Source organism: Streptomyces cinnabarinus, from assembly GCF_027270315.1.
GTDB lineage: Bacteria > Actinomycetota > Actinomycetes > Streptomycetales > Streptomycetaceae > Streptomyces > Streptomyces cinnabarinus.
Genome location: NZ_CP114413.1, coordinates 644,096 through 656,352, shown reverse-complemented (window position 1 = coordinate 656,352; position 12,257 = coordinate 644,096). Strand labels below are relative to the sequence as shown.

At 72.6% G+C, this 12,257-nt stretch carries 9 protein-coding genes and 1 pseudogene; 6 read left to right on the top strand and 4 right to left on the bottom strand.

Annotated features, from left to right (window positions below; translation table 11 throughout):
- The first annotated feature begins 30 nt into the window (after positions 1–30).
- Positions 31–972, top strand: coding sequence for a glutaminase (locus STRCI_RS03060; RefSeq protein ID WP_269657245.1), 942 nt, complete (start codon positions 31–33; stop codon positions 970–972).
- A gap of 10 nt (positions 973–982) precedes the next feature.
- On the opposite strand, the gene STRCI_RS03055 is transcribed toward STRCI_RS03060, so the two are convergent.
- Positions 983–1,408: a DUF6234 family protein gene (locus STRCI_RS03055; protein ID WP_269657244.1), complete on the bottom strand. Its 426-nt coding sequence runs from the start codon at positions 1,406–1,408 to the stop codon at positions 983–985.
- A gap of 118 nt (positions 1,409–1,526) precedes the next feature.
- Between STRCI_RS03055 and STRCI_RS03050 the strand changes: the two genes are divergently transcribed.
- Complete coding sequence (locus STRCI_RS03050) at positions 1,527–2,831, top strand: tetratricopeptide repeat protein (RefSeq protein WP_269657243.1); 1,305 nt, start codon at positions 1,527–1,529, stop codon at positions 2,829–2,831.
- 3 nt (positions 2,832–2,834) lie between these two features.
- Here STRCI_RS03050 and STRCI_RS03045 read toward each other — a convergent pair whose 3' ends face one another.
- Positions 2,835–3,668 carry an MOSC domain-containing protein gene (locus STRCI_RS03045; RefSeq protein WP_269657242.1) on the bottom strand — a complete coding sequence of 278 codons (834 nt, stop codon included), beginning with the start codon at positions 3,666–3,668 and terminating at the stop codon, positions 2,835–2,837.
- Positions 3,669–3,856: 188 nt separating this feature from the next.
- On the opposite strand from STRCI_RS03045, the gene mptB reads away from it, so the two are divergent.
- Positions 3,857–5,251, top strand: a complete 1,395-nt coding sequence (mptB, locus tag STRCI_RS03040; protein ID WP_269657241.1) for a polyprenol phosphomannose-dependent alpha 1,6 mannosyltransferase MptB — start codon at positions 3,857–3,859, stop codon at positions 5,249–5,251.
- Positions 5,248–6,612, top strand: a complete 1,365-nt coding sequence (locus tag STRCI_RS43365; protein ID WP_336298783.1) for a glycosyltransferase 87 family protein — start codon at positions 5,248–5,250, stop codon at positions 6,610–6,612. Before mptB ends, STRCI_RS43365 begins: the two co-directional genes overlap by 4 nt.
- Before the next feature lie 86 nt (positions 6,613–6,698).
- Here the strand turns inward: STRCI_RS43365 and STRCI_RS03030 are convergent.
- Positions 6,699–7,511 (bottom strand): annotated as a pseudogene (locus STRCI_RS03030) (D-alanyl-D-alanine carboxypeptidase family protein); the annotation flags it as partial.
- Positions 7,512–7,713: 202 nt separating this feature from the next.
- Between STRCI_RS03030 and STRCI_RS03025 the strand changes: the two are divergent.
- Positions 7,714–8,130, top strand: coding sequence for a hypothetical protein (locus tag STRCI_RS03025; protein ID WP_269657239.1), 417 nt, complete (start codon positions 7,714–7,716; stop codon positions 8,128–8,130).
- 10 nt (positions 8,131–8,140) lie between these two features.
- Entirely contained in the window at positions 8,141–11,086 is a 2,946-nt protein-coding gene (locus STRCI_RS03020; protein ID WP_269657238.1) for a caspase, EACC1-associated type, read from the top strand.
- A 5-nt stretch (positions 11,087–11,091) separates the two neighbouring features.
- Here STRCI_RS03020 and rho read toward each other — a convergent pair whose 3' ends face one another.
- Positions 11,092–12,219 (bottom strand): transcription termination factor Rho, encoded by a 1,128-nt coding sequence (rho, locus tag STRCI_RS03015; RefSeq protein WP_269657237.1) that lies wholly within the window; start codon positions 12,217–12,219, stop codon positions 11,092–11,094.
- Positions 12,220–12,257: the final 38 nt, after the last annotated feature.

Sequence of the window (12,257 nt, the reverse complement as noted above, 5' to 3'; positions counted from 1 at the left end):
AAAGCGCGCCAGGACCGGCCCGGAGGCACAATGGCGATCATGAGTGTTCCGTCGTCCACCCAGACCTTCCAGCCGGTCCTGGAGCGCATCGCCGACGAGATCGGGCGCACCCCCGGCCGGGGCCGCGCCGCCGACTACATCCCGGCGCTCGCGGCCTGCGACCCGCGCAGCTTCGGCATGGCCGTCGCCGAGCTGGACGGCACGGTGTACGGGGTGGGGGAGTGGCGCGAGCCCTTCTCCACCCAGTCCATCACCAAGGTCTTCACCCTCGCCCTCGACCTGGCCCGCGAGGGCGATGAACTGTGGGAGCACGTGGGCCGCGAGCCCTCCGGCAACCCCTTCAACTCGCTGGTCCAGCTGGAGTACGAGAACGGCATCCCGCGCAATCCGTTCATCAACGCCGGTGCCCTGGTGGTCACCGACCGGCTGCAGACCCGTACCGGCGACGCGGCGGGTGAACTCCTCGCCTTCCTGCGCGCGGAGAGCGGCGAGGCGGGCCTGGACTTCGACCACGAGATCGCCGCCTCCGAGTCCGCGCACGGCGACCGCAACGCGGCTCTGGCCCACTTCATGGCGTCCTACGGCAATATCGACAACCCGGTGCCGGACCTGCTCGACCAGTACTTCCGCCAGTGCTCGATCCGCGCCTCCTGCGCCGACCTGGCCCTGGCCACCGGCTTCCTGGCCCGCCACGGAGTGCGCGCCGACGGCTCCCGGCTGCTCACCCGCAGCCAGGCCAAGCAGGTCAACGCGGTCATGCTGACCTGCGGGACGTACGACGCGGCCGGTGACTTCGCCTACCGCGTGGGCCTGCCCGGGAAGAGCGGTGTGGGCGGCGGCATCATCGCGGTCGTCCCGGGCCGCTGCACCCTGTGCGTCTGGAGCCCGGGCCTGGACGAGCGCGGCAACTCGGTGGCGGGCGTGGCGGCCCTGGACCGGTTCACGACGCTCACGGGTCTGTCGGTGTTCTGACGCCCCGGCCTCACGACCCGTGACACTCGCTGTTGTCGCCACCCGACAGACACGGTGACCGGGGCCCGCTGTACCCCGGTTCGGGCGCGGGCGAACGGTCCTCGCCGTACTGCCCGAGCTGGCCCAGCCCGGCGATCAGCAACAGCACGAGCCCGGCCAGGAGTTGCAGGGCGGCGGTGTTGGGAGCCCGGTAGCGGTGAGCCAGCCACGCCGTCGCCACCACGAGGCCGCCCACGACGCCGAGAGCGATGGCGACGGGGGTGAAGTCTATGGGCGTACCGGTGTCGGGGCCGAGGAAGGCGTACCCGGCCGCGTCGAGCCCCCGCAGGGACGCGATCAAAGCGGCCATGCCGTCCGCCACCAGCAGGGTGAGCGCGAGAAACAGATCGGCCGCGGGGTGCGGACGGCCGGTTCGCGGCGCCGGTGTCGTGGTCATGGCCCCAGCTTCACCGCGGAGCACCGGGCGTGTCCTGAATATGCGTACTCAGGTCTGATGTGTCCCTGCCGAACAATCCGGTTGAGCCGGTCTCCGTTCGCGGGTGAAGATCGTCCCCATGTTCTCGCGCAAGCCCCGTCGCCCCAAGTCCCCCGAACTCCTCGAGGCCTGGGAGTCCCTGGACTCCGGAGACATACCCGGTGCCCTTCGGCTGTTGCGGTCCGGGACGGACGGTCTGCCGTTGGGTGAGACCGCTCTGGTGGTGGGCCGGGCGGCCGGCGCCGCCGGGTTCGACGACCTCCAGCAGGCCGCCGAGGCCGTCGTCGCGCACCCTGACAGGGCACAGGAGCTCTATGACTACGGGTTCGCCTGTGTGGAACGCGGTGTGGCCTATCTGGCGATCCCCGCGCTGCGGGAGGCGTCGCGCCAGGTGCCGGGCGCCAAGGCGGTGCTGCGTGAACTCGTCTCCGCGTACGAGCGCGAGGGGCGGCACGGTGAGGCCGTGGAATTGCTGGGCGCGAACGAGGGTGACCTCGCCGACTGGCCGGACCGCTATCTGCTGGTCTACAACGCCCTCATGGCGGGCGACCTGCCGCTGGCCCGGCGTCAGCACGCATTGCTGCCCGACCCGGAGGACCCGCAGTGGCTCGGGGCGCAGGCACGGCAGAGCCGCATGCTGGCGCGGGCGGCGGAGGCGGAGCGGGCCGGTTCGCTGGACCTCACCGATCTGCGGGGCTGGCAGTACGTCCTGGGCGGCACCGTCCTCGGCACCCTGTCCCCGTACGGCTTCGGCGCGGGCATGACCGGCCGGTACGCCTGGCTCCAGGACACCCACGACCAGTGTCTGCGCGGACTGCTGCGACTGAAGACGGTGCTGGCGGCGGCCGGGGCGCGGCCGACGTCGGTGTCCCTGCTGCCCGACCGCGGCAGCCGCATCCTGGGCCTGGCCGCGGCCGAGGTGCTCGGACTTCCGGCGCTGCCCTTCGCGGCCGAGCGGGCGGACACCGTGGTCGTGGCGTACGACCTGAACGACGTGGACCCCGAGATCATCGGTGACCTCTTCGAGCGGGCGCCCGGCCAGGTGCTGCACGAGCACGCGAGCTGCTGGACCGACGCCCCGGCCGTCACCGCCGACAGCATCACCCTGCTCCACCAGCAGGCGACAGCACCCTGGGCGGGCGTACTGCGTCAGTCGGACGACGGCGGCGTGGAGCGCTCGGCCCCCGACGACCGTCCCGAGGCCGAGATCGCCGCGGACATCGTCGGTGCCGACCCGACCCCGGACGAGGGCGACGACGAGGCCCCGGCGGACCCGGACGGGCGGCTGACGGAGTTCGTCACGGCGATCCGCGGCAGCTGGCTCCAGGGGGACCGCGCCCAGCTGTCCTCCTGGGGACCCGTGCCGAGTTCCCGGTTCGTGTGACGGCTACCGTTCGGCCTCGCCCCACTCGTCCACGACGACCTGGTCGCCGACGGACAGCTTCCCCGGCCGCAGCACGGAGAACTTGGTGCCGAACACCACGCCTCCGCTCGCCGCGCGCCGGTATCCGGCGAGCGTCCGCAGCGGTTCCTTCCCGCTCCGGGCCCCCGCCTCCTGGTCGACCAGCGTGACCGCGCAGCGCACCGCGAGCTTGGCGTAGCCCAGTTCCGTCCCGCCGATCCGCACGCGGCGCGCCCGGTCCTCGGCGTGCGGCTCGGCCGCCCAGTCGGCGCCGTCGACGACGATGTTGGGGCGGAAGCGGCTCATCGGCAGAGGCGGGGCCCCGCGTTCGGCCATCCGCCGGTTCAGGAGGGCGAGCGACCCGCGGGACAGCAGGTGCACGGCGCTGCTGTCGGCGTAGCCGGAGGGGCCGGGGATCCAGCCGTCGGCGATCCGGCCGTGCTCCGGCGGCACCCGGACCAGACGGCTGGGGGAGCCGAGCACCTCCGACAGCCAGCCGGCGACCTCGTCGCCCTGGTCGATCCCCTGGAAGGCGTCGCCGAACAGATCGACGGCGCGGCGCGGGGCCTCGGAGGTGACCTCGATGCTCACCGTCGTGCCCTCGGCGTCGAGCCTGAGGCCGGTGCCGTCCGCGCTCACCGTGGGCCGGATCAGGGCGAGGCGGGGATGGCGGCGCTGGGTGCGGTAGACGCCGTCCTCGCCGGTGACCATGAAGGTGCGGTCGTGCGCGAGGCCCGCCTCGGTGAGCAGGGCGTCGCTCACCGACGTACCTCCGCAGCCCTTGACGGGGTAGTGGACGAGATCCACGACTTCGGCCATGTGCCGCCTCCTCGGGTCGGTGCCCAGGCTAGAACATCTGTGCAACTCCCTTGGGGGCAGCGGGTGTCAGCGCCGCGACCGGCCTCATCCGCGATCAGCCACGCACCGGACATGCCTCGGCTTCCCGCCGGAGGTCCCCGCGTCGATTTCCGGCCACCCGGCGTTGACACGCTGACTGAGTGTTGGCCATGGCTTTTCCCGTCGATCTCCGCCGCTGCCAGGTGCTCGGACTGGCCGGTACCGCCGTTCTCGCGGCGGGTGGCGGAACCGCAGGAGCGCTCCCGGTCCGGGACCTCCTCGCCCCGTCCTCCGCCGAGGCCGCCCTCGGCCTGATCGGCGTCTACTTCGGCGTCGTCCTGCTGATAGCGGCCTGGGCGCTGCTGGGCCGCCTGCTGCTCACCGCCGAGCCGCCGGCACCCCGGGCCCTGCTCGTCACACTCGCCGTCTGGGCCGCCCCGCTGCTGCTCGCGCCGCCCCTGTTCAGCCGGGACGTCTACAGCTACCTCGCGCAGGGCGCCATGGTGGACGCCCACATCGACGTCTACGCCTACGGCCCGTCCCACCTGGGCGGACCGCTCGCCGAGGAGGTCGCCCCGCTCTGGCAGCACACCGGTGCGCCGTACGGGCCGGTCTTCCTCGCCCTGGCCTCCGGCCTCTCCGCGCTCACCAGCGGCGAAGTCCCCGCGGGCCTGTTCGGGATGCGGCTCGTCGCGCTGCTCGGGGTCGCCCTGATGGCGGCCGCCCTGCCCCGGCTGGCCCGGCACAGCGGCGCCGACCCGGCCGCCGCGCTCTGGCTCGGCGCCCTCAATCCGCTGGTCCTGCTGCACCTGGTCGCGGGTGCCCACAACGACGCCGTGATGCTCGGCCTGCTCGGCCTCGGCCTGGTGGCCGCGCTCGGCCGGTGGCCGGTCGTGGGCGCCGTACTCGTCACGCTGGCCGCGCTGGTCAAGGCGCCCGCGGTGCTCGGCCTGGCCGCGGTGGTGGTACTCCAAGTGCGGGCGGGCCACCGCCCGGCCCGCGCCGTGCTGACGACCACGGCCGCAGCCACCGCCACCACGGTCGCCGCGACCGCCGTCGCCGGCACCGGCTACGGCTGGATAGGCGCCCTCAACACCCCGGTCTCCCCGCACAACTGGGCTCTCACCAGCCTCCTCGGCCGGGCCACCCGCGCCCTCCTGGAGTGGCTCGGCAGCGACTTGGCCCCCCTTGCCGTACCCGCTTGGCACGCCGTCGGTGTCGTCGCCGCCGTCGTCGCGATCGCCCTGATATGGCTTCGGTTCAGGCCGCGCCCGGTGTACGCGCTCGGCCTGAGCCTCGCCGCCGTGGCCGCCTTCGGCCCCGCGATCCGCCCCTGGTACGCCCTGTGGGGCCTGTTCCTCATCGCCGCCGCGGCGCCCAGCACCTCGGTGCGGCACCGGGTGGCGGCCGTGACGGGCGTCCTGGCGCTCGCCACCCTGCCCAGCGGCGGCCAGGCGGACGCCGGGCAACTGGTGCTGGCGGTCTCCGGCGGGGTGCTCGCGGTGGTCGTGCTGTGGCAGGCCCATCAGGCGGAGTTGGCACCGGCTTGGGGGCGTACCGCATGAGACTGCCCCGCACTGACCAAGGGCGACTGCTCCTGGTGTTCGCCCTGCTGGCCGCCGTGACCGCGTTCACCGCGACCGTGCCCCTGCTGCGCGACTGGTTCGACCTGCGCGTCTACCACGGCACCGTGGACAGCTGGGTGCACCACGGCGGCCGGATCTACGACTACCTGGTCCCCGGTACGACGTACGGCTTCACCTACCCGCCGTTCGCCGCGGTCGCCATGCTCCCCATGGCCCTGCTGAACCTGCCCGCCGCCATCGTCGTCGCCCTGCTGCTCAACCTGGCGGCCCTGGGGGTGGTCCTGCGCATCCTCGTCGGACGGGACTGGCGGCGCTACGGCTGGTTCGGCTGCGCCCTTGCCGCCTGCGCGCTCGCCCTGTTCGAACCGCTGCGCGACACCGTCAGCTTCGGCCAGGTGAACGTCCTGCTGCTCGCCCTGGTGCTGACGGACGCGTGGCTGCTGGCCACCGGCCGGGAACGCTGGGCGGGGATCGGGATCGGCCTGGCGGCCGCGGTGAAGCTGACCCCCGCGCTCTTCATCGGACTGCTCCTGCTGTCCCGCAAGTGGCGCGCGGCCGGCGTCGCTACCGCCGTGGCGGTCGGCGCCACGGCCTTCGCGGCCTGGGTGACCCCGGACGCGTCTCGCTTCTACTGGACGCGGGCCCTGTGGGACACGACCCGGGTGGGCCGCCTGGACTACGTCTCGAACCAGTCCCTGCAAGGAGTCCTGGCCCGGCTGGGCGAACACGGGCGTCCGGTCTGGGCGATCGTCGTGCTGCTGGTGCTCTGCGTCTGGGTGTGGCGGGCGAGCCGGGCGGTCGCCGCGGGGGAGTGGATCGCCGCTTTCTCCCTGACCGGTCTCGCGGCCTGTCTGGTCAGCCCCATCACCTGGGTGCACCACCTGGTGTGGCTGCTGCCGGCCTTCGTGGTGCTGGTCCGCGCCGGGCACCCGCGGATCGCGGGCGCCCTGTACGCGGTGCTGTGCACGAGCGTGGTGTGGCTGTGGTTCGACGACGCCTCCGGCATCGACGGCTTCCTCGGCTCCAACACCTACGTCTGGATCACGCTCGGTCTGCTGCTGTGGCTGCCGGTCGGTCAGCTCCCCGCCGGACGGCCCTTCCTGGGGCGCGTCGTCACCGCGACGGCACCGGCGCCGACCCCGGCGGCGCCCGCGACCATCCCGGCCTCGGCCCAGCCGGGCCCCTCGTCCACCGGCCTCGCCACGACCGCGACCGCGGCCGCGGACACCGGCTCCGGACCGGGACGCGGCCTGGCCCGCAACTCGTCCAGCGAACCCACGGGATCGACCCGCCCGCCTGCCTCGAAGCCCCAGTCCAACAGCTCCCGAGCCTCCTCGTAGACGGCGAGGCCACCGCCGTACTGCGGGTTCATCACCGTGACGACGAGGGTCCGTTCGCCCTTGCGTGCGGCGCTCACCAGGGTGTGCCCGGCCTTGCTGGTGTAGCCGTTCTTGACGCCGATCAGGCCGGGATACGGCTCAACCCCGTCGGCGCCGGACAGCAGCCGGTTGGTGTTGCGGATGGCGTACGACGATCCGCCGCGGCCCGGGAACCTGGCCTCGACCGTGCCGCAGTACCGTGCGAACTCCTTGCTGCGCAGCCCCGCCCGGCCGAACACGGCGAGGTCGTACGCCGAGGAGACCTGGCCCGGGGTGTCGTACCCGTCCGGGGACAGCACGCGCGTGTCGCGGGCGCCGAGGGCACGCGCCTTGGCCTGCATCCGCGCGGCCGTGGTGCGCCAGCCGCCGTTGAGGTGGGCCAGGACGTGCACGGCGTCGTTGCCGGAGTTCAGGAACACCCCGTTCCACAGGTCGGACACCCGGTACGTGTGCCCCTCAGCGACCCCGACCCGGCTGCTGCCCGCACCGACGTCCGACAGCTCCTCCTCGTCGACCGTGTGCCGGATCCCGCCGGGCAGGACGGGCAGCACGGTCAGGGCGAACAGCGTCTTGAGGGTGCTCGCGGGCGGCAGTTTGCGGTGCGCGTCCTTCGCGGCGAGCACCTCGCCGGTGTCGGCGTCGGCGACCACCCAGGACAGCGCGGAGACCCGCGGCACCCGGGGTGCCCCGTCCCGCGGCCGCACTTGTGTACCGGACCGCCCCAGCAACGACGGCAACGGCCCGGCCGCCGCGCCTGTACGCTCCGGCCCGCCGGACCGCGCGCCACCCTCACCGGCCACCGCGGCGGGTCCGATCGCCAGCAGGCCCGCCACACAGACCACACAGGCCGACACGGCCATCCGGGATGAGAATCTGATCGTCATATGATCAACGTAGAAACTGCGCGCCACCACACCACGCTCCCCTGACGGAGCGTCGCCCGCGAGCACCCGGATGCCGCATCCGCCGAGGCGCCCCACCACCTGAGGCGACCCGGGGGCAACGGCGGTCGCCGAGCACTAAACTGGCTGCCCATCAACTGTGGCGGGGCACGGGGGCGGCATGGGCGAGCGTGAGGCGGGCCGGATCGGCATCGTGCTGGAGGGCACGGACGACTGCGACCCGGAGGAGCTGGACCTGCTCACCCGTCGGCTGCGGGAGCGGATCCTCGAACTCGACGTGGAACGCGTGGAGTTGACACGCACGGCGGCCGTCCCGGAGGGCGCCAAGCCGGGCGAGACCTTCGCGTTGGGCGCCCTGGCCGTGACACTGGCGCCCATCGCGCTGAGTCAGGTCCTGGCGCTCGTGCGGTCCTGGATCGAGAACCGTCCGGTGCGCTCGGTCAGCATCGAGATCGGCGAGGACCGACTGGAGGTCCAGGCGGTCTCCACCGCGGACCAACAGAAACTGATCGACACCTTCCTCCGGGCCCACGCACCCACCGACCCCGCCCCGGAACCCACCGCCGAGGACGCCTGAGGCCCCCGTCGTGGCCGGCGACCGCTACGCCCTGCTGATTGCCACGGGCCAGTACGACAGCGCCGACCTGCGACGCCTGCGCTCGCCCGGACGGGACGTGGAGGGGCTGGCCGAGGTGCTGGCGGACCCGGGCATCGGGGACTTCCGGGTCGAGACCGTGGTGGACGCCCGGCACCACGAGGTGAAGCGGGCCATCGAGCGGTTCTTCCGCGACCGCAGCAGAAGCGACGTCCTGCTGCTGCACATCTCCTGCCACGGCATCAAGGACGACGACGGCGACCTGTACTTCGCGGCCCGCGACACGGACCGGAACCTGCTCGGTTCCTCCGCCGTCGAGGCCGCCTTCCTGCACGCGCAGATGCGCCGCTGCCGGGCCCTGTCCATCGTCCTGCTGCTGGACTGCTGCTACAGCGGCGCCTTTCTGCCCGGGACCAAGGGCGACACCGGCGTGCACCTCAAGGACGCGCTGGACGGTCACGGCCGGGCGGTCCTCACCGCGACGAACCGCACCGAGTACGCCTGGGAGGGCAGCCACCTCAGCGAGCTCGAGCCCGAGCCGTCCCGGTTCACCGGCGCGGTGATCGACGGACTGCGTTCGGGGGAGGCGGACGGCAACCACGACGGATGGGTGAGCCACACCGACCTCTACGAGTACGTCTGCGAGCACATGCACGCCGCGGGCCTCAGACAGCGGCCCCTGCTCTGGGCCGAGGTGCAGTTCCGCGTGGTCATCGCGCGCGCCCGCGTCGAGCTCGCACCGGGGCCGTATCTCCTCGGCGGCCGGTACGAGCTCGGCGGGGGTCTGGGACGCGGACACATCGCGCAGGTCCGCCTTGCTCGGGACATCCGTAGCGGCCTGACGGTGGTGGTGAAGTCACCGCGTGAGGACCATGTGGATCCCTCTTCCGTCGGCTGGTTCGGCCGTGAGGTCGTCGAGTCGGCGGCCGCGCTCGACCACCCCGGGATCGTCGCGGTGCACGGGCGTGGTGAGGACAGTGTCGACGGGGTCGTGGTCCCCTACCTGGTGACGGAGTACGTCGACGGGTCCTCGCTCCGCCAGATTCTCGACCGGGACGGCAGGCTGTCACCGACGCGGGCGAGGGACGTGACGTGCGGCATCCTCCGGAGCCTGGAGTTCGCCCACCGCAAAAGCGTGCTCCATGGCGACATCAAGGCGACGAACGTCTTGGTGACACGCGACGGCCAGGTCAAGGTGAAGGACTTCGGTGTCCGGGCACCCGGCCATGAGCGGGTTCCCCTCTCCCCGGTTCAGTATCTGGCGCCGGAGCGGATCACCGGCCGTCCGCCCGACGCCCGCTCCGATCTCTACGCGACCGGCTGTCTGCTGTACGAACTGCTCACGGGCGAGGCGCCGTTCACCGGGGACACGACGCTGTCGGTGCTGTCCGGGCACACGCTGGACGACCCCGAGCCGCCGAGCCGCGTCGTGCCCGCGATCCCGGCTGAGTTGGACGCGATTGTCCTCAGAGCGCTCGCCAAGGACCCGGACCAGCGCTTCGTGTCGGCCAAGATGATGCGCACCGCCCTCGAGTCCCGCTCAGACAGAACTGCCGGGCAGCACGACACCTCTGACCTGGCCACGGTGACCACGGGTGCGTTGCTGCTGACCATCTCCGCCACCGGCACCACTCAGGTGGCCCGCCTCCCGGCGGGAGCGGAGAAGGAGCCCCGCAAGGGCGCCGAGCCGGAACAGCCGGCGGCGCCCGCGGGCTGGTCCCCGCAACCGGGGCCGTTCCTTCGCGAGGCGGAACGGGCGACCGTGGTGCAGGCCCTCACCCGAGGCCGGTGCGTACGGCTCCTCGGCCCCTCTGGCAGCGGCCGTACCACCCTTCTGGACCGGGTCGCGGCAGACTGCGCCGACGTCGCACCGGACGGCGTCATCCGACTGTCCGGCTACCGGTACCGGTGGCACGGCGAACTGCTGCACGACCTGTTCGCCGCCGTGTACGACGCTCCCCGGTACCGGCCCGACCAGCGCACTCTGCTCAAGCTCAGTCGTGACATCGGCGCGATCGTGTTGATCGACGAGGTGAACACCGAACTTGTGGACCTGGCCCGCCTCCTGGACGCCCTCCCGGAGTGCGCTGTCCTCGTCTGCCCCGATCCCCGGGTCGCACCGCCCCCGCTCGAAGGAGCCGAGGACGTCATGCTGCGCGGCCTGCGCCAGACCCACTGGCTGGGCACGGTGGAGGCCACCGCGGGCCGGGAGTTGACCGCCGCCGAGCGATCCTGGGCGGAGGACCTGGGAACGGAGTCGTTCCATCTGCCGCTGCGGGCCTTCCAGGCCGGGGCGCTGCTGCGGCGGCGGACGGATCGGATGTTACCGCCCGCGCGGAGTTCCGACCTGATGCGACAGCTCGTGGCCGGGCTGAGCGACACCGCCCGTGACGCCTTTCAGTACGCCGTCGCCCTCGGCGGCGATCTGCCGGCACTGCCGCATCTGCCCGCGTTGCTCGGCGACTCCCACGGAGATCGGGCGGCGGCCGAACTCGGCTCCCGTGGGCTGATCACAGCCACGGGCTCGCACCTCCGGCTGGCCGGAAGGCAGGCTCATGTGCTGTCGGAACCTCCCTACTTGATCGGCGACCCGGCGCGTGCCCGGGCCGTGGCAGAGCACTACGCCTGGTTCTCGAGCCATCCGCAGGTGCCCCCGGAAAGCATTGTTGCGGAGGCCGACGCGGTGCTGGGTGCGCTCGGCGCGTGGGTGCCCGAGAACCGAGCGGCCGATCAGGACGCGTCGTCCGCGCGGGAGGGGCACTTGCGGGCGGTGGTGTCGCTCGCGCGTGCCGTTGCCCCCGTCTTCGCGGCGGGCCTGCGCTGGAACGCCTGGGAACTGGCGCTCCGCTACGGCGGGCGAGCCGCACGGTGGCTCGGCGAAGACGATGAGTATTTCGACCACGAGTTGCAGGTGCTGGGCCGGACCATCTCACCCTGACGCGATCACGCCGCCTTCGGCAGCGTCGGCTGGATCCGCCTCAGGAACGTCGCGTTGTCCGGCGTCTCGCGCATCCGTTCCAGCAGGGTCTCCAGGCCGTCCTTGGCCTGGAGGACCCGGCGCAGGCCGTGTACGGCGGTCAACTCGGGGGTGGTCAGGAGGAGTTCCTCGCGGCGGGTGCCGGAGGGGGTGATGTCGATGGCGGGGAAGACGCGGCGGGAGGCCAGGTCGCGGTTCAGGCGGAGCTCCATGTTGCCGGTGCTCTTGAGCTCCTCGAAGAAGTAGTCGTCGGCGCGGGAGCCGGTCTCCACCAGGGCGGTGGCGAGGATCGTGAGCGAGCCGCCCTCCTCGGCGGCCCGCGCGGCGCCGAAGAACCGCTTGGGGCCGATGAGCGCGGAGGCGTCGACACCGCCGCTGAGGGTGCGGCCACCCGCGGCGGCCGCGTTGTTGTGGGCCCGGCAGAGCCGGGTCAGCGAGTCGAGCAGGATCACCACGTCCTCGCCCGCCTCGACGAGCCGCTTGGCCCGTTCGATGACGAGTTCGGCGAGCGCGATGTGCTGCTTGGGCGCCCGGTCGAACGTCGAGGCGTACACCTCGCCGCGCACGGAGCGCCGCATCTCGGTGACTTCCTCGGGGCGTTCGTCGAGCAGTACCACCATCAGGCGGCACTCGGGGTGATTGCCGGCCACGGCCGCGGCGATCTGCTGGAGCAGCACCGTCTTGCCGGTCTTGGGCGGGGCCACGATCAGTCCCCGCTGGCCCTTGCCGACCGGGGCGATCAGGTCGGTGACGCGTCCGGTCAGGCCTGCTGCCGGGTGTTCGAGGCGAATGCGCTCGCTCGGGTGAAGGGGTGTCAGGTCGGCGAAGCGGCGTCGGTCGCGTTCGGGGGCTCGGCTGTTGACGCGGGCGATCCCGGTCAGGGTCCGCCGGTCGCCTCGTACACCTTCGACGAGGTCGCCCTTGCGCAGGCCGTGGCGGCGGATCAGGGCGGCGGGGACCTGGAGGTCGGAGGAGGTGGGCAGCAGGCTGTCGGCGGCCCGCAGGTGCCCCTTCCCGCTCGCGTCGATGTCGAGCACGCCGATGACGGTCGCGGGCACGGAGTTTTGGACTGGGGGTTCGAGTGTGGTGGTCATGGGAGTGGGTCCTTTCACGGACTTACGGCATGGGACAT